This is a genomic window from Streptomyces sp. NPDC051109, assembly GCF_044455885.1.
In the GTDB taxonomy this organism is placed as follows: Bacteria; Actinomycetota; Actinomycetes; order Streptomycetales; family Streptomycetaceae; genus Streptomyces.
This window is the reverse complement of sequence record NZ_JBITFF010000011.1, coordinates 208,480-225,634: the sequence shown is the minus strand read 5'-3', so window position 1 is coordinate 225,634 and position 17,155 is coordinate 208,480. Positions and strand designations below refer to the sequence as shown.

Annotated in this window: 17 protein-coding genes; 9 read left to right on the top strand and 8 right to left on the bottom strand. The window is 73.5% G+C overall.

Translation table 11 applies throughout. The features are described 5' to 3' along the window. The first annotated feature begins 6 nt into the window (after positions 1-6). Both ACIBAD_RS21920 and ACIBAD_RS21915 read left to right on the top strand, forming a co-directional pair. On the top strand, positions 7-1,419 hold the full coding sequence (locus ACIBAD_RS21920) for an aldehyde dehydrogenase family protein (protein ID WP_134074812.1): 1,413 nt from the start codon (positions 7-9) through the stop codon (positions 1,417-1,419). A gap of 62 nt (positions 1,420-1,481) precedes the next feature. Beyond that, positions 1,482-2,576, top strand: coding sequence for a Zn-dependent alcohol dehydrogenase (locus tag ACIBAD_RS21915; RefSeq protein WP_134074811.1), 1,095 nt, complete (start codon positions 1,482-1,484; stop codon positions 2,574-2,576). On the opposite strand, the gene ACIBAD_RS21910 is transcribed toward ACIBAD_RS21915, so the two are convergent. Beyond that, entirely contained in the window at positions 2,573-3,295 is a 723-nt protein-coding gene (locus ACIBAD_RS21910; RefSeq protein WP_398908095.1) for a TetR/AcrR family transcriptional regulator, read from the bottom strand. The two genes, ACIBAD_RS21915 and ACIBAD_RS21910, sit on opposite strands and share 4 nt — an antisense overlap. A 68-nt stretch (positions 3,296-3,363) precedes the next feature. On the opposite strand from ACIBAD_RS21910, the gene ACIBAD_RS21905 reads away from it, so the two are divergent. The 3 genes from ACIBAD_RS21905 (at position 3,364) to ACIBAD_RS21895 (ending at position 5,753) form a co-directional block, all read left to right on the top strand. Continuing rightward, entirely contained in the window at positions 3,364-4,515 is a 1,152-nt protein-coding gene (locus tag ACIBAD_RS21905) for an acyl-CoA dehydrogenase family protein (RefSeq protein ID WP_398908094.1), read from the top strand. A 143-nt stretch (positions 4,516-4,658) separates the two neighbouring features. Then, positions 4,659-4,949, top strand: coding sequence for a YiaA/YiaB family inner membrane protein (locus ACIBAD_RS21900; RefSeq protein ID WP_134074809.1), 291 nt, complete (start codon positions 4,659-4,661; stop codon positions 4,947-4,949). 147 nt (positions 4,950-5,096) lie between these two features. Further along, positions 5,097-5,753: a TetR family transcriptional regulator gene (locus ACIBAD_RS21895; protein WP_134074808.1), complete on the top strand. Its 657-nt coding sequence runs from the start codon at positions 5,097-5,099 to the stop codon at positions 5,751-5,753. On the opposite strand, the gene ACIBAD_RS21890 is transcribed toward ACIBAD_RS21895, so the two are convergent. Beyond that, a complete protein-coding gene (locus ACIBAD_RS21890) occupies positions 5,744-6,205 on the bottom strand; it encodes a MaoC family dehydratase (protein WP_134074807.1) in 462 nt (153 codons plus the stop codon). The two genes, ACIBAD_RS21895 and ACIBAD_RS21890, sit on opposite strands and share 10 nt — an antisense overlap. A 134-nt stretch (positions 6,206-6,339) precedes the next feature. Between ACIBAD_RS21890 and soxR the strand changes: the two genes are divergently transcribed. Next, on the top strand, positions 6,340-6,783 hold the full coding sequence (gene soxR, locus ACIBAD_RS21885; RefSeq protein WP_134074806.1) for a redox-sensitive transcriptional activator SoxR: 444 nt from the start codon (positions 6,340-6,342) through the stop codon (positions 6,781-6,783). On the opposite strand, the gene ACIBAD_RS21880 is transcribed toward soxR, so the two are convergent. From ACIBAD_RS21880 to ACIBAD_RS21865, 4 genes are all read right to left on the bottom strand, one after another. Next, positions 6,764-7,519, bottom strand: a complete 756-nt coding sequence (locus tag ACIBAD_RS21880) for a 3-keto-5-aminohexanoate cleavage protein (RefSeq protein WP_398908093.1) — start codon at positions 7,517-7,519, stop codon at positions 6,764-6,766. The genes soxR and ACIBAD_RS21880 overlap by 20 nt on opposite strands. A gap of 68 nt (positions 7,520-7,587) precedes the next feature. Then, complete coding sequence (locus tag ACIBAD_RS21875) at positions 7,588-8,214, bottom strand: hypothetical protein (protein ID WP_398908092.1); 627 nt, start codon at positions 8,212-8,214, stop codon at positions 7,588-7,590. Between the two features lie 151 nt (positions 8,215-8,365). Beyond that, positions 8,366-9,736, bottom strand: coding sequence for a serine-threonine protein kinase (locus ACIBAD_RS21870; RefSeq protein WP_398908091.1), 1,371 nt, complete (start codon positions 9,734-9,736; stop codon positions 8,366-8,368). Between the two features lie 153 nt (positions 9,737-9,889). Next, entirely contained in the window at positions 9,890-11,224 is a 1,335-nt protein-coding gene (locus ACIBAD_RS21865; protein WP_398908089.1) for an exo-beta-N-acetylmuramidase NamZ domain-containing protein, read from the bottom strand. A gap of 80 nt (positions 11,225-11,304) precedes the next feature. On the opposite strand from ACIBAD_RS21865, the gene ACIBAD_RS21860 reads away from it, so the two are divergent. The 3 genes from ACIBAD_RS21860 to ACIBAD_RS21850 all read left to right on the top strand — a co-directional run bounded on the left by ACIBAD_RS21860 (position 11,305) and on the right by ACIBAD_RS21850 (position 14,506). After that, the gene (locus ACIBAD_RS21860; protein WP_398908088.1) at positions 11,305-12,084 is read left to right on the top strand and encodes an SDR family oxidoreductase; all 780 of its coding nucleotides are present in this window, start codon (positions 11,305-11,307) and stop codon (positions 12,082-12,084) included. Continuing rightward, positions 12,081-13,823, top strand: coding sequence for an AMP-binding protein (locus tag ACIBAD_RS21855; protein WP_398908087.1), 1,743 nt, complete (start codon positions 12,081-12,083; stop codon positions 13,821-13,823). The genes ACIBAD_RS21860 and ACIBAD_RS21855 overlap by 4 nt, the downstream gene beginning before the upstream one ends. A 77-nt stretch (positions 13,824-13,900) precedes the next feature. Then, entirely contained in the window at positions 13,901-14,506 is a 606-nt protein-coding gene (locus ACIBAD_RS21850) for a TetR/AcrR family transcriptional regulator (protein ID WP_030163051.1), read from the top strand. A gap of 9 nt (positions 14,507-14,515) precedes the next feature. Here the strand turns inward: ACIBAD_RS21850 and ACIBAD_RS21845 are convergent, their stop codons facing one another. Beyond that, positions 14,516-15,715 carry a S8 family peptidase gene (locus tag ACIBAD_RS21845; RefSeq protein ID WP_398908086.1) on the bottom strand — a complete coding sequence of 400 codons (1,200 nt, stop codon included), beginning with the start codon at positions 15,713-15,715 and terminating at the stop codon, positions 14,516-14,518. A gap of 189 nt (positions 15,716-15,904) precedes the next feature. Next, a complete protein-coding gene (locus ACIBAD_RS21840; protein ID WP_398908085.1) occupies positions 15,905-17,152 on the bottom strand; it encodes an acyl-CoA dehydrogenase family protein in 1,248 nt (415 codons plus the stop codon). Between the last annotated feature and the right edge of the window lie 3 nt (positions 17,153-17,155).

Below are 17,155 nucleotides of genomic sequence, written 5' to 3'. Positions count from 1 at the left end.
AAAGCCATGAAGGCCCACGACGGGATGTACATCGACGGCGCATGGCGGCCCGCCGCCGGACGTGAGCGGATCGAGGTGGTCAACCCGGCCGACGAGCAGGTCATCGCCGGGGTCCCGGCCGGAAACGCCGACGACGTGGACGCGGCCGTACGCGCCGCGCGCGCCGCCTTCCCCGGCTGGGCGGCCACGGCCCCGGCCGGGCGGGCCGCCCTGATCGGCGCCCTCCGCGACGTGCTGGTCGCCCGGAAGGACGAGTTCGCCGAGATCATCACCGCCGAACTGGGCTCCCCCCGCGGCTTCTCGGAGATGGTCCACGTGGGGGCGCCGATCGCGGTGTCCTCCTCGTTCGCCGAGCTGGGGGCCTCGTACGCCTTCGAGGAGCGGATCGGCAACTCCACCGTGCTGCTGGAGCCGGTCGGCGTCGTCGGGGCCATCACGCCCTGGAACTACCCGCTGCACCAGATCGTTGCCAAGGTGGCACCCGCTCTCGCCGCCGGCTGCACCCTCGTCCTCAAGCCGGCCGAGGACACCCCGCTGACCGCACAGCTCTTCGCCGAAGCCGTGCACGAGGCGGGCATCCCGGCGGGCGTGTTCAACCTGGTGACCGGCACCGGCCCGGTCGCCGGGCAGGCGCTGGCCGCGCACGAGGGAGTCGACCTCGTCTCCTTCACCGGCTCCACCGCCGTCGGCAAGCAGATCGGCGCCACGGCCGGCGCCGCCGTCAAGCGCGTCGCCCTCGAACTCGGCGGCAAATCGGCCAACGTCATCCTGCCCGGGGCCGACCTGGCCAAGGCCGTCGCGGCGGGCGTGGGCCACGTCATGAACAACTCCGGCCAGAGCTGCAACGCGCTCACGCGGATGCTCGTCCACCGCGAGCAGTACGAGGAGGCCGTCTCGCTCGCGGCCGCCGCCGTCGCCAAGTACCCCTCGGGCGACCCCCGCGACCCGGGCACCCGCCTCGGCCCGGTCGTCAACGCCAAGCAGCGCGACCGCATCCGCGGATACATCGCGAAGGGCGTCGAGGAGGGCGCGCGCCTCGTCGCCGGCGGCCCCGAGGCGCCGCACGGACACGGGTACTTCATCGCCCCGACCGTGTTCGCCGACGTCACGCCCGAGATGACCATCGCGCAGGAGGAGATCTTCGGCCCGGTGCTGTCGATCCTCCCGTACGAGGACCAGGACGAGGCCCTGCGCATCGCGAACGGGACCGTGTACGGGCTGGGCGGCGCGGTCTGGGCGGCGGACGAGGAGACCGCGGTCGCCTTCGCGCGCCGCATGGACACCGGCCAGGTGGACATCAACGGCGGCCGCTTCAACCCGCTCGCGCCCTTCGGCGGCTACAAGCAGTCGGGCGTCGGCCGCGAGCTCGGCCCGCACGGCCTGGCCGAGTACCTCCAGACCAAGTCGCTGCAGTTCTGAGCCGCCCGCACCAGCTCCAAGCCACCGCCTTGCCCTCCTGAGCACGAGAGACGGAATCGACCATGGTCCGCGCCGCCATCCTGCCCGCCGTCGGAGCCCCGCTGGAGATCCGGGAGATCGTCCTGCCCGATCCCGGCCCCGGCCAGGTCCGGGTGCGGCTCGCCGCAGCCGGTGTCTGCCACTCCGACCTCTCCCTCGCCGACGGCACCATGACGGTCCCCGTTCCCGCCGTCCTCGGCCACGAGGGCTCGGGGACGGTCCTCTCCGTCGGCGAGGGCGTCACCCACGTCGCCCCCGGCGACGGGGTGGTGCTCAACTGGTCCCCGTCCTGCGGAGAGTGCCACCACTGCTCGATCGGGGAGGTCTGGCTCTGCGCGAAGGCGCTCAGCGGGGTCGGAGCCGTCTACGCCCACGACGCCGCGGGCACCCCGCTGCACCCGGGGCTGAACGTGGCCGCGTTCGCCGAGGAGACGGTCGTCGCGGCCAACTGCGTGCTGCCCGCGCCCGCCGGGATCCCGCTCGCCGAGGCCGCGCTGCTCGGCTGCGCCGTCCTCACCGGCTACGGCGCGGTGCGCAACAGCGCCCGGGTGCGCCCCGGCGAGTCCGTCGCCGTCTTCGGAGTCGGCGGGGTCGGCCTGGCCGCCCTCCAGGCCGCGCGGATCGCAGAGGCGGGCCCGATCGTGGCCGTCGACGTCTCCCCGGCCAAGGAGGAGCTGGCCCGGGCCGCCGGGGCCACGGAGTTCGTGCTCGCCTCCGACACCACCGCCAAGCAGATCCGCGCCCTCACCGGCGGACAGGGCGCGGACGTCGCCGTCGAGTGCGCGGGCCGGGCGGAGTCCATCCGCGGCGCCTGGGACTCCACCCGCCGCGGCGGGCGCACCACGGTCGTCGGCATCGGCGGCAAGGAGCAGAAGGTGGGTTTCCACGCCCTGGAAATCTTCCACTTCGCCCGCACCCTCACGGGCTGCGTCTACGGGAACAGCGACCCGGCGCGCGATCTCCCGCTGATCGCCGGCCACGTCCGCGCGGGCCGCCTCGACCTCGGCTCCCTGATCACCGACCGCATCACCCTGGACGGCATCCCGGCCGCCTTCGAGGCGATGCTCGCCGGCAAGGGCGGCCGCTCGCTCGTCGTCTTCCAGCCTGCGGCCTCCTAGCCGGCGGCTGGCGGCTTCCCATCGTCGGCGGCACGGCTCACAACGCCCTCGTGCCGGTCGTCGGCCGCGCGGCTCGTCAACGCCTCGTGCTGGAGGGCCAGTCCGTCCAGCAGGGCGGCCAGGCCCGTCTCGAACGCGCCCTCGTCCACCTCGCGCCGGCGTTCGGCCAGCAGGTGGGCCTGGCCCAGGTGGGGGTAGTCCGAGGGGTCGTACGCCGTCTCGTCGTCCACGAAACCCGCGGCGAACGAGCCCACCGCCGAGCCCAGGATGAAGTACCGCATCAGCGCGCCGATCCGCGTCGCCTGGGCCGGCGGCCACCCCGCCTCGGTCATCGCGCCGAACACCGCGTCCGCCACCCGCAGCCCCGCCGGGCGGCGCCCCGGGCCGCGCGCCAGCACCGGCACGATGTTCGGGTGGTCGGACAGCGCGTCCCGGTACGAGTGGGCCCAGTCGCGCAGGGCGCCCCGCCAGTCCCGGCCCGCCCCCGGCTCGAACATCGACAAGTCGACCCGCGCGCTGACCGCGTCCGCGACCGCGTCCAGGATCTCGTCCTTCGTGCGGAAGTGGTTGTACAGCGACGGCCCGCTGACCCCCAGCGCGGCGGCCAGCCGCCGCGTCGACACCGCCTCCAGCCCCTCCGCGTCCACCAGCGCGCCCGCCGCCTCGACGATGCGGTCTCTGCTGAGGAGGGGCTTGCGCGGTCTGGCCATGCGCCACATAGTAGGGCCTGCCCGCCATAAACTACCGGTGCTAGTTAACCTCGCGCCGGACCGTCCGGAGGTGCCCGGTGGACCTGGAGCTGAGCGAGGAGCAGGAAGCCGTACGCCGGCTCGCCCGCGAGTTCACCGAGCGCGAGATCGCCCCGTACGCCGCCGACTGGGACCGCGCCGAGAGCGTCGACCGGGCCATCGTCAAGAAGCTCGGCGACCTCGGCTTCCTCGGCCTGACCGTTCCCGAGGAGTACGGCGGCTCCGGCGGCGACCACCTCGCCTACGTCCTCGTCACCGAGGAGCTGGGCCGCGGCGACTCCGCCGTGCGCGGCATCGTCTCCGTCTCCCTCGGCCTGGTGGCCAAGACCATCGCCGCCTGGGGGACCGAGGAGCAGAAGCGCGCCTGGCTGCCCCGGCTCTGCTCCGGCGAGGCGCTCGGCTGCTTCGGCCTGACCGAGCCCGGTACCGGATCGGACGCGGGCAGCCTCACCACGCGCGCCGTGCGCGAGGGGGACGCGTACGTCATCAGCGGCAGCAAGATGTTCATCACCAACGGCACCTGGGCCGACGTGGTCCTCCTCTTCGCCCGCACCGGCGACGAGCCCGGCCACCGCGGGATCTCCGCCTTCCTCGTGCCCACCGCCACCCCCGGACTCGCCCGCCGCGAGATCCACGGCAAGCTCGGCCTGCGCGGCCAGGCCACCGCCGAACTCGCCCTCGACGGGGTCCGCGTCCCCGCCTCCGCGATGCTCGGCCCCGAGGGCAAGGGCTTCTCCGTGGCCATGTCGGCCCTCGCCAAGGGCCGGATGTCCGTCGCCGCCGGATGCGTCGGCATCGCGCAGGCGGCGCTGGACGCGGCCGTCTCGTACGCCGCCCAGCGCGAGCAGTTCGGCAAGCCCATCGCCCACCACCAGCTGGTCCAGGAGCTGATCGCCGACATCTCGGTCGACGTGGACGCGGCCCGGCTGCTGACCTGGCGGGTCGCCGACCTCGTCGACCGCGGGCAGCCGTTCGCCACCGAGTCCTCCACCGCCAAGCTCTTCGCCTCCGAGGCCGCGGTACGGGCGGCGAGCAACGCCCTCCAAGTGCACGGCGGTTACGGCTACATCGACGAGTACCCGGCCGGCAAACTGCTGCGCGACGCCCGGGTCATGACCCTGTACGAGGGCACCAGCCAGATCCAGAAGCTGCTGATCGGCCGTGCCCGTACCGGAGTGTCCGCTTTCTGAGCGGCGGTCCGGGCGGGCCTCCCTGCGTGCGGCCCGGAATGCGGCCCGGAATGCGCCCCGGAAAGCGTCCCGGCGGGTACCTGAGTACGCATCTGAGTACGTGCGCGGAGGCGCGCGCGGCCGCGCCGCCCGATGCTGGGCCCATGAGTGAGACACCGGTCAAGCAGCGCAACTCGGCGGCGTACTACGGTCAGGCCGTCGCCTCCTTCGCCATCGCCATCTGTGCCGTCGCCGTGGGGATCTACCACCTCCAGGTGGACGGCTGGGTCCGCGCCTTCCTCGGCATCGCGGTCCTCTACCTCACCACCTCGGCCTTCACCCTCGCCAAGGTGATCCGGGACCGTCAGGAGCTCACCCAGATCGTCACCCGGGTCGACCAGGCCCGGATGGAGAAGATCATGGCCGACTACGACCCCTTCCAGCCGAAGGTCTGAGGCCCGGGCTCGCGTCCAGGGCCCGGCGCGGGGTCCGGAGCCGTCGGCTGCGCCGGGGGCCCGGCCTGATCCGCACGACACGGCCTAAGCGCTTGCTCACCCTCCGGTAAGGTGTTCCTTCCACAGGACGAAGAGGGTGAGCGAGCGATGGACAGCGCGGAGGAGACGACCGAGGCGACCGCCGGCTACCGGCCGTGGTCGGAGGTCACCCCCGACGCCGCGCGGCGGCTGCTCGTCGCCGCCGTCGAGGCGTTCGCGGAGCGCGGGTACCACGCCACCACCACACGTGACATCGCAGGACGGGCCGGCATGAGTCCGGCCGCGCTCTACATCCACTACAAGACCAAGGAAGAGCTGCTCCACCGGATCAGCCGGATCGGCCATGACAAGGCCCTGGAAATCCTGGAGACCGCCGCTTCCGGCCCCGGGTCGGCCGCCGAGCGGCTCGACGCCGCCGTACGGTCCTTCGTGCTGTGGCACGCCGCGCACCACACCACCGCCCGCGTGGTCCAGTACGAGCTGGACGCCCTCGCCCCGGAGCACCGCTCCGAGATCGTGGCCCTGCGCCGGCAGAGCGACGCCGCCGTACGCCGCATCCTCGCCGACGGGGTCGCGGCGGGGGAGTTCGACGTCCCGGACGTCCCCGGCACCACCCTCGCCGTCCTGTCCCTCTGCATCGACGTGGCCCGCTGGTTCAACACGGCCGGCCGCCGCACGCCCGACGAGGTCGGCGCGCTCTACGCCGACCTCGTCCTGCGCATGGTGGGCGCCGCCCCGGGCGGACCCGGGACGCTTCAGAAGTAGTAGCGGGACACCGACTCCGCGACGCACACGGGCTTGTCGCCGCCCTCGCGCTCGACCGTGACCGTCGCCGTGACCTGGACGCCGCCGCCCGCCTCCGTGACCTCCGTGATCACGGCGGTGGCGCGCAGCCGCGAGCCGACCGGGACGGGCGCCGGGAAGCGCACCTTGTTCGTGCCGTAGTTGATGCCCATCTTCATGCGCTCGACCCGCATGACCTGCGGGACCAGGCTCGGCAGCAGCGACAGCGTCAGATAGCCGTGGGCGATGGTGGAGCCGAAGGGCCCGCCCGCGGCCCGCTCCGGGTCCACGTGGATCCACTGGTGGTCGCCGGTGGCATCGGCGAACAGGTCGATCCGCTTCTGGTCCACGTCCAGCCACCCGCTCGGACCGAGCGGTTCCCCGATCCCCGCGCGCAGTTCCTCGGCGGACGTGAAGGTCCTCGGCTCGGCCATGCGTCTCCCTCTCCCTGGCAACGTCGGGCGAATAAGCGCTTGCTCAGCGCGCTGCTCAGCATGGTGGGGCCGCATGTATCTGTCAACGACACGTCTGTCAACGAATGTCGGACCGGCCGACTACCCTCGGCCTCGTGCCGCAGATTCCCGAGAAAGTCCACGAGCTCACCGTCGGCCAGCTGTCCGCCCGCAGCGGCGCGGCCGTCTCCGCGCTGCACTTCTACGAGACCAAGGGCCTGATCAGCAGCCGCCGCACCGCCGGCAACCAGCGCCGCTACAGCCGCGACGCACTGCGCCGGGTGGCCTTCGTGCGCGCCGCCCAGCGCGTGGGCATCCCGCTCGCCGCCATCCGCGACGCGCTCGCCCAGCTACCCGAGGAGCGCACCCCCAACCGCGAGGACTGGGCCCGGCTTTCGGAGGCCTGGCGCGCCGAGCTCGACCACCGGATAACCCAGCTCGCGCGCCTGCGCGACCACCTGACCGACTGCATCGGCTGCGGCTGCCTCTCGCTGAAGAACTGCGCCCTGTCCAACCCGGACGACGTCTTCGGCGAGCAGCTCACCGGCTCCCGGCTGTAGCGGCTGCCGCGCGGCCCACGATCGCGCGGGCCGCCGCCACCAGCTCGGCGTTCGACCGCGCCGGCCGCCCGTCCGGCAGGTGCAGTACGTCGCCGACGCCGGTCCGCGCTCCCGCACCGCACCGAGCGGCCAGCCGCAGCACCGGCCAGGCGGCGGCCTCCCGCCCGAACAGCAGCAGCGGTACCGGCGGCAGCCACCGCAGCCCGGCCACCAGCGCCGGATCGGCCGAGGCCAGCTCCACCGCGAGCCGGATCCGCGCCGGGTCCCGGACCGGCCAGGCCAGGAACCGAGCCAGCGGCCCGGGCCCGGTCCCCGGCCCGGCCCCGGCCTCCCCGCCCAGCGGAACCACCGCGTCCACCGCCACGCCCCGAGCCAGCAGGGCCTGCGCCAACTCCTCGGCCCCCGGCTCCGCGAAATGCACCACCGCCCGGTCCGGCAGCACCCTCCACGACCGGACCCGCTCCAGCCGCCCCGCCGGATCGGGCTCGGCCCCGATCCCCGCCGACACCGAAAGCGGTACGGAGACCCCCGCGCCCCGCACCGCGTCCAGCAGCGGTCCCACGACCCGGGGCGACAGGCTCTCCCTGCCGCACGGGGTCCGCGGATGGACCAGTACCTCCCCGGCCCCGGCGGCCACCGCCGCCAGCGCCGACTCCACCACATCCGGCGGGGACAGGGGCACGGCGCCGCCGTCGACGGCGCCGCGTGCCCCGTTCAGCGATACCGCAACCGACACCGGATCCGGCCCCGCCGCCGAAACCGGCGCCCCCGAACCCGGCCCCGTTGCCCCCAGCCCCCGCAGGCTCACGCCGCCCCCGCCGAAGCCGGGTCCGCCACCGAAACCGCGTCCGCCAGCGCCGGCCTCGGGACGACGATCCCGCACCCCGCACACACCGGACCGTCCCAGGCCCACGCACCCTCCCAGGTGCGATGCCCCGCGCGGGGCCCCCGTCTCTGCCCCGGCCCGTGCGCGGGCCAGCGCAGCTCCTGCTCCCCGCAGACCGGGCACCCCGTCCCCGGCTGCGACTCCAGCGCCGCGACCAGCCGCCGCAGCACCTCTCCCAGCGTCCCGTCCGGCCGCACCCCCGGATCGGCGCACCGCACCACCGCGTCCCCGCTGCCGCCCCAGGCCCACTCCGGCCGGCGCAGCCCGTGGTGCTTCTCCCGCCGGCGCCGCTCCGCGAACTGCCGCTCGTACTCCAGCCAGACCGCCCGCGCGTCCTCCAACTCCTCCAACGCCGCCACCAGCCGCTGCGGATCGGCCGCCCGGTCCTCGGGGGCTATGCCGTGCCGGTCGCACAGATGCCACCACGTCGCCCGGTGCCCGTACGGAGCGAAGCGCTCCAGGCAGCGGCGCAGCGAATGGCGCCGCAGGGCACGGTCATTGCGTGCGTCCCGCACCTGGTACGCCAGACTTCGGAATCCCGCCATCACACCTTCACCTCCGTCGCGCCCACGCCCGCACCGGGGGGCGTCGTACTACGTCGAACGACGACGCACCGTGAGATGTGCCCAACATGCCCGGCCAGGTGCGGGCGCATGCGGGGGCGGTCGAGGCGTACGGGTGGCACATGGCCGGAAGTCAGCGCCCCATGCGCCCCGCGGCAACCACGAGCCGGGCCAGCTCCTCGTGGCAGATGTCACTGTGCGCCCCCGACGGGGGACCGCCGCGGCGCACCACGGACCCGGTGTCCACACTGACGCAACCGGCCTGCGGGACCCCCGCGCGCAGCGCCGCGTCCAGGGTGAGCCGCGGCGCGCCCGGCACGGCCTGCACCCCGTCATGACCGATCGCGCCCCACCGCTCGTCGAAGCCGAGGAGACCGGCCGAATCCCCTGCCATCCGGGAGGCCAGCGGATAGAAGACCTTGAGGGCCGAGTCGTACGGGGAGTGGCAGGCGATCACCGGGCCGTCGACCCTGCGCTGCATCCCGCGCAGGGCGCCTCCGCTGCCCTTGTCGTGGGGGAGCCGGTCGGTGAAGGCGTAGTGGGAGAAGGCCCCCTGGAGCAGCGTCGCGGACTTCACGTACCGGGCGCCGTCCGGCACCGCGCGCAGCGAGAAGGACACCACCCGGGCCCCGAAGCTGTGCCCGATCAGATGGATCCGCAGGGCCGGGCGCCGGCCCGCGAGTTCGGCCAGGACCGGGCCGAGGCCGTGCTCGCCGACGACTCCGGCCCGCTTCTTCATCTGGTAGTACGTGGCCTGCCGCAGCAGCTCCTTGGCGCCGCTCCACAGCGTGCGAAGCCCACCGCCGAGGGAGAAGCCGGGCACGGCGGCGCCCCCGACCGGGGCTCCCGCCTCGGCCAGCCCCTCCGTGAGGGCACGGCACACCTCCAGCACGTCCAGCGTGAAGATGGCGGGTACGTCCCGTACGACCGGCCGGGCGACGGCCACGGCCGCGCCCGCCGGATCGACGGCGCCCTCCGCACCCCCCGCATCCCCGGCACCCCCCGCATCCACCACGTCCACGCCCACCAGCTCCCGCACCAGCGCCCCGAACTCGGTGAACGCCGCCGCCGACTCCGGCCGGTCCTCCAGCAGTTCGGCGATCCGGTCCAGCTCCGCCACCCGCCCCGGCCAGAACTCCCCGAGCGCCCGCAGCGTGGCGGGGTCCAGCGCCGTCCCGTGGCCCGGCTCGGCGAGCGCGCCGCGGGGGTCGAAGTCCGGTATCGGCTCGTCCGAGAACCGGATCGAGGGCCAGACGACGCCCACGTACCCCAGCCGCACCCCCGGCCCCACCAGCCCCGGGAAGGGTGCGTAGAAGCGGTCGAAGAGCCGGGTCGAGGTCGACCGGTCGCTGTTCCAGCCGTGCGCGAAGACCAGCAGGTCGGTGGCCTCCAGGGCGGCCACCGCATCCTGGGTGCCCTGGTCCACGTCACCGTCCGCGTCGAAGGTCAGCTCCGCGTACGGACCGACCCCGATCCCGCCGCTCGACGCCGTTGCATCCGACATGAGGTCCCCCTCCGCGCCGTCTCTCCGGTGCCGTCCAGCATCCTGCCGCCGCCCCTACCCGGCCAGACCCCTGCCGCCCACGGATTCAAGAGGATTCCCACGGATCCACACCGAGTGACACCGAACGACACCGACCACACGGTCCACGCGGATTCACGGATAGAGCAGGTACCGCCCCCGCACCGCCGCGAACCGCTCCAGCCCCGCCGCCCAGTCGCCCGCGATCTCCTCGACCCCCGCCCCCGCGTCCACCATCTTCCGCACCCGGTCCGAGCCGGTCAGCTGGTCGATCCAGTGGTCCGTGCGCCACGCGAAGCCGCTCCACGTCCGCTTCGCGGTCACCAGGAGCCCGATCCCGGCCCGCACCGGGTCGAAGGCCGCCCGGTCGTGCACGATCAGCCGGACCCCGCCGCACACCTTCCCGGTGAACTTCGAGAAGGTCGGCGTGAAGTACGCCTCCCGGAACCACACCCCGGGCACTCCCAGCGCCTGCGCCGCCTCCGCCCACCGCCGGTCCACGCCCTCCGCGCCGACCACCTCGAACGGTGTGGTCGTCCCGCGCCCCTCGGACAGGTTGGTGCCCTCGAACAGGCAGGTCCCGGCGTACGCGAGGGCCGTGTCCGGCGTCGGCACGTTCGGGCTGGGCGGCACCCAGGGCAGTCCGGTCGCCCCGAAGAAGGAGTCCCGCCGCCACCCCGTCATCCTCACGGTGCTCAGCCTGGCCGGTTTCGCCGCCAGGAACTCCGCGTTGAACAGCAGGGCCAGCTCGGCCACGGTCATCCCGTGCGCGAGCGCGATCGGCTCCCGGCCCACGCCGCTCGCGTACGCGCGCTCCAGTACGGGCCCGGCCGCCCGCCGGCCGCCCACCGGGTTCGGCCGGTCCAGTACGACCACCGCCTTGTCGGCCAGCGCGGCCGCGCGCATGCAGTCGTACAGGGTCCAGATGTAGGTGTAGAAGCGGGCCCCGACGTCCTGGATGTCGAAGACGACCGTGTCGATCCCGGCCGCCGTGAACACGTCCGCGAGCTTCTGCCCGCTCTTGCCGTACGTGTCGTACACGGGCAGCCCCGTCGCCGGATCGCGCCCGGCCGTCTCGGAGTCGCCGGCCTGCGCCGTGCCGCGGAACCCGTGCTCCGGCCCGAACACCGCCACCAGGTCCACCCGGGCGTCCTCGTGCAGTACGTCGACCAGGTGGCGGGCGTCGGCGGTGATCCCGGTGGGGTTGGTGACGACCCCCACCCGCCGGCCGGAGAGCACCTCGTAGCCGTCCGCGGCGAGCTGTTCGAAGCCGGTGCGCACCCGGTCGGAGGCGGCCGCCGCGGGATCCGGACCCGCACCCGCACCCGCACCCGGATCTGCAGCCGCCGCCGCAGCCGAGCCCGTCACCCGCCCGTGCGGCGCCGCACCCACCGCGCCCCCCGCCCCCAGCGTCCCCAAGGCCCCGGTCGTACCCGCCAGTCCCAGCAGCCCCCGTCGCGACAGCGTCATCCGGCCAAGCTAGACGTCGGCCCTCTTCCACCTCGACATACCGACCGGTTAGTCTGCCCGGCATCCGGCCGTGAACCGCCATGAAGGGTGATCCCGTGAGTGCGTACCAGGACCAGCGAGTCGTCGTCACCGGCGCGGGCGGCGGCATCGGCGCCGCCCTCGCCCGCCGCTTCGCCGCCGAGGGGGCCACGGTGGTGGTCAACGACCTCGACGCCGCCAAGGCCGCCGCCGTGGCGGGCGGGATCGGGGCCGGGGCGATCGCCGTCCCGGGCGATGCGTCGGCGGTCGTGGCCGAGGCCCGCGAGGCCCTCGGCGGCAGGGTGGACGTCTACTGCGCGAACGCCGGACTCGGCTCGGGCGGCGACGCGTTCGCCGAGGAGGCCGTGTGGGAGGCCGCCTGGGACACCAACGTCATGGCGCACGTCCGCGCGGCCCGGCTGCTGCTGCCGGACTGGCTGGAGCGCGGGAGCGGGCGCTTCGTGTCCACCGTCTCGGCCGCAGGACTGCTGACCATGATCGGGGCGGCGCCGTACAGTGTCACCAAGCACGGTGCGCTCGCCTTCGCGGAGTGGCTCTCGCTGACCTACCGCCACCGCGGTGTGGAGGTCCACGCCATCTGCCCGCAAGGGGTCCGCACCGACATGCTGACGGCCGCGGGATCGGCGGGCGAACTCGTCCTCGCGCCGACCGCGATCGAGCCGGAAGCGGTTGCGGACGCACTGTTCGACGGCATGGAGAAGGGCCGGTTCTTGATCCTCCCGCACCCCGAGGTCGCGGACTACTACGCCGCCCGCGCCACCGAACCGGACCGCTGGCTCACCGGCATGAACCACATCCAGCAGAGGTGGGAGACCAGGTGACGCGGCCGGACCCGCCCTCCCGCTACGCGGCCAAACCGTGGCTGGAACTGCTCAGCCCGGCCCAGCGCGCCCCCGTCTCCCCGCCGCCGAGCCTGCTGCACGCCTTCCGCGACGCCGCCGCCCGGGCCCCCGCGCGCACCGCGCTGGCCTACTTCGACGGCCGCATCGGCTACGCGGAGACCGACGCGCTCTCCGACTCCGTCGCGGGCCACCTCGCCGGGCACGGCGTCGGCCGCGGGGGCCGGGTCGCCGTCATGCTCCAGAACACCCCGCACTTCGTGCTCGCCGTCCTGGCCGCGTGGAAGGCCGGGGCGGTGGTCGTCCCGCTCAACCCCATGTACAAAGCGGGCGAGATCGGGCACATCCTGCGCGACTCCGGAGCCGTCGCCCTGATCTGCGGCGACCGCGCGTGGACGGCGTACGCGGCCGAGGCGGTCCGGGGCACGGCCGTACGGGTCGCCCTGACCGCCTCGGACCGGGACTTCCAGACCCGGAACGACCCGCGCGTCTTCGCCCCCGCGGACCCGGCCCCCGCCGACCCGGCTCCCGCGGACCCGGCCCCCGCCGACCCGGCTCCCGCGGACCCGGCCGACCCGGCCCCCGCCGACCCCGTGGTCCCGGCCGACCTCACCGCCGTGGCCCGCCGCGGGCACCCCGCCCCGCCCGACCCCGGTCTGACCGCCGCCGACACCGCGCTCATCAGCTACACCTCCGGCACCAGCGGCACCCCCAAGGGCGCCATGAACCCGCACGGCGCGCTCACCCACAACGCCGTCCGGCAGGTCACCGGACACCCGCTCCCCGCGGGCGCCACCTACTTCGCCCTCGCGCCCCTCTTCCACATCACCGGCATGGTCTGCGAGCTCGGCGCCTGCTTCGCCAACGCAGGCACCCTCGTCCTCGCCCACCGCTTCGACGCCGGCGTCGTCCTCGACGCCTTCCTGGCGCACCGCCCCGCCTACACCGTCGGCCCGGCCACCGCCTTCATGGCCCTCGCCGCCCACCCCGAGGCCACCGCCGACCACTTCGCCTCGTTCCAGGTGCTCTCCTCCGGCGGCGCCCCGCTGCCGCCCGCCCTCGTCGAACGGCTCCGCGCCGCCTTCGGCTTCTACCTGCGCAACGGCTACGGCCTCACCGAGTGCACCGCCCCCTGTGCCTCCGTGCCCGTACACCTCGAAGCCCCGGTGGACCCCGCCTCCGGCACCCTCTCGGTGGGCCTGCCCGGCGCCGACACGCTCGTACGGATCCTGGACGAGCACGGCGCCGAGGTGCCCTTCGGCGAGAGCGGCGAGATCGCCGTCCGCGGACCCCAGGTCGTCCCCGGCTACTGGGGGCTGCCGGCGGACACGGCCAAGGCCTTCCCGGACGGCGAACTGCGCACCGGCGACGTCGGGTTCATGGACCCGGACGGCTGGCTTTACGTCGTCGACCGCAAGAAGGACATGATCAACGCCTCCGGGTTCAAGGTCTGGCCGCGCGAGGTCGAGGACGTGCTCTACACGCACCCCGCCGTGCGCGAGGCGGCCGTGGTCGGCGTCCCCGACCCGTACCGCGGCGAGAGCGTGAAGGCCTACGTGAGCCTGCGCCCCGGCACCTCGGCGCAGCCGCAGGAGCTGTCCGCGTACTGCGCCGCCCGCCTCGCCGCGTACAAATACCCGCGCCAAGTGGAGATCCTGCCTCTCCTGCCGAAGACGACGAGTGGCAAGATCCTGCGACGGGAACTGCGCGACCGAGGCTGAAAACAGCCGTACGGTCGTACAGCCGCTCGCACGTCTGGTCGTACGGACCAGGGAACAGGGAAGGGAAGGTCAGCGCCATGGCTGCCAGGACGACGGAGCCCGAAGGCACGCACGAGACCCCGGTGCCGCAGCGGCTGCTGGCCGTCGCCACCCGGCTCTTCGCCGAGCGCGGCTACGACCGCACCTCCGTCCAGGAGATCGTCGAGGCCGCCGGGGTCACCAAGGGCGCGCTCTACCACTACTTCGGGTCCAAGGACGACCTGCTGCACGAGGTGTACGCGCGGATGCTGCGCCGCCAGCAGCAGCGCCTCGACGCGGTGGCCGACTCCGGCGCCCCGGTCGAGGAGCGGCTGCGTGCCGCGGCCGCCGACGTGGTGGTCACCACCATCGAGAACCTCGACGACGCGGCGATCTTCTTCCGGTCGATGCACCAGCTCAGTCCGGAGAAGTTCAAGCAGGTACGGGCGGAGCGCCGGCGCTACCACGAGCGGTTCCGGGCGCTGGTCGAGGAGGGCCAGCGCACCGGGGTGTTCTCCACCGCGACCCCCGCGGACCTGGTGGTGGACTACCACTTCGGCTCCGTCCACCACCTGTCCACTTGGTACCGGGCGGACGGCCCGCTCACGCCGCAGCAGGTCGCCGATCACCTCGCCGACCTGCTGCTGCGCGCCCTGCGCCCGTAGCGGGATCCGCTACGGGGCCACCTTCAGCAGCTTGTTCGCCGTGCCCGCCGAGGGGTTGGTCACCGCGCCGCTCGTGGCCGCGGCCGTCAGCGCCGCGGCCGTCTGAGCCGGGGTCGCGGACGGGTGCCCGGCCAGGTAGACCGCCGCGGCGCCCACCACGTGCGGGGTGGCCATGGAGGTGCCGGAGATGGTCTTCGTACCGGTGTCGCTGTCGTTCCAGTCGGACGTGATGTCCGAACCCGGCGCGTACAGGTCCACCACGGAGCCGAAGTTCGAGAACGAGGACTGCGCGTCGTCGATGGTGCTCGACGCCACGGTGATCGCCTCCGGAACCCGCGAGGGAGAGTCCTGTCCGGCGTCGGCCGACTCGTTGCCCGCCGCCACCGCGAAGGTGACGCCCGAGGCGATGGCCCGGCGCACCGCCTCGTCGAGGGCCTCGTCCGCGCCGCCGCCCAGGCTCATGTTGGCCACCGAGGGCCCCGAGTGGTGCTGGGTGACCCAGTCGATCCCGGCGACCACCTGCTCGGTCGTGCCGGAGCCGTTGTCGTCCAGCACCCGCACCGCGACCAGCTTCGCCTTCTTGGCGACGCCGTGCGCGGTCCCGGCTATGGTGCCCGCGACGTGCGTGCCGTGGCCGTTGCCGTCGTCGGCCTTGTCGTCGTTGTCCACCGCGTCGAAGCCGGACGTCGCGCGGCCGCCGAAGTCCTTGTGGGTCGTGCGGATCCCGGTGTCGATGACGTACGCCGTCACTCCCTCGCCGGCGCTGTCGGGATAGCTGTACTTCTTGTCCCCCGCCTTGGCCGTCTGGTCGATCCGGTCCAGACCCCATGAGGGCGGGTTGTCCTGGGTGGCCTTGATGGTGAACTTCTTGTTCTGCACGACCTTGCCGACGGCCGGGTCCGCGGCGAGCCGCCTGGCCCCGGTCTCGCTCAGGCCGGAGGCCGAGAAGCCGTTGACCCCGGAGCTGTACGTGCGCTTCAGCTCGCCGCCGTACTTCTTGGCCAGCTGTTCCTTGTTCGCGGATGCGTCGAGGATGACGACGTAGCTACCGCTGATCGCACCGGGTGCGCCCAGTCCGTACACCGTGCCCTCGGCCGGTGTCGCCGCCCCCGCTAAGGGGCTGGCGATCAGGGCCGCGGCCGCCGCCGCGGCGGCTCCCGTGCCGACCGCCGCGTACCGGAAAGTGCGCGAGCGCTTGTGAGTTGCCATCTGGAGAGTTCTCCTCTTGCTGACGTGTGGGGCGTCAAACTTTCTGGAGAACCCTGTTCCGATTGACAGGCGCAAATCAAGAACGTACCGGCGGTTCGGGGTTGTTCAACAAGGTTTCTTAAAAGGCCCCCCGCACCCCCTCCATGTCGCACACGGGTTCGCGCGAACTCCTGCACGATTCCCACACGTTCACGGGCGGCCCGCGTACTTCTTCAACTCCCGGTGCGCCAGCGAGCGCTGGTGCACCTCGTCCGGCCCGTCGGCGAGGCGCAGCGTCCGCGCCGCCGCCCACAGCTCGGCCAGCGGGAAGTCCTGGCTCACCCCGCCCGCGCCGTGCAGCTGCACCGCGTCGTCCAGGATCCGCACCACCGCCCGCGGGGTCGCGATCTTGATGGCCTGGATCTCGGTGTGCGCACCCCGGTTGCCGACCGTGTCCATCAGCCAGGCCGTCTTCAGCACCAGCAGCCGCAGCTGCTCCACCGTGACCCGGGCGTCCGCGATCCAGTTCTGCACGACTCCCTGTGCGGCCAGCTCCTTGCCGAAGGCCGTACGGCCCACCGCGCGCCGGCACATCAGCTCGATGGCCCGCTCCGCCATGCCGATCAGCCGCATGCAGTGGTGGATCCGGCCCGGGCCGAGCCGGGCCTGGGCGATCGCGAAGCCGGTGCCCTCCTCGCCGATCAGGTTCGCGGCCGGCACCCGGGCCCCGTCGAAGACCACCTCGGCGTGGCCGCCGTGGTCGTGGTCCTCGTACCCGTAGACGGTCATCGCCCGGCGCACCTCGACCCCCGGGGTGTCGCGGGGGACCAGGATCATCGACTGCTGGCGGCGCGGATCGGCGCCGTCCGGGTCGGTCTTGCCCATGACGATGAAGACCTTGCAGTCCGGGTTCATGGCTCCGGAGATGAACCACTTGCGGCCGCTGACCACGTACTCGGACCCGTCCGCCGAACGCTCGATCCGGGTCTCGACGTTCGTCGCGTCCGAGGAGGCCACCTCCGGCTCGGTCATCGCGAAGGCGGACCGGATCTCGCCGGCCAGCAGCGGCTCCAGCCACTGCTTCTTCTGCTCCTCGCTGCCGAACTGGGCGAGCAGCTCCATGTTCCCGGTGTCCGGGGCCGCGCAGTTGGTCGCCATCGGCGCCAGGTGCGGGCTGCGGCCGGTGATCTCGGCGAGCGGTGCGTACTGGAGGTTGGTCAGCCCGGCGCCGTACTCCGCACCCGGAAGGCTGTGCTGGTCCACGAAGAAGAGGTTCCACAGGCCCTGGCGGCGCGCCTCGGCCTTCAGTGCACCGAAGACGGCAGGGGTGTCCCAGGGCGAGGCCAGCCGCGCGCGCTGCTCGGCGGCGACGGGTTCCGCCGGGTACACGTACTCGTCCATGAACGCGAGGAGCCGCCCGCGGAGTTCCTCGGTCCGTGCGTCGAATGCGAAGTCCATGGG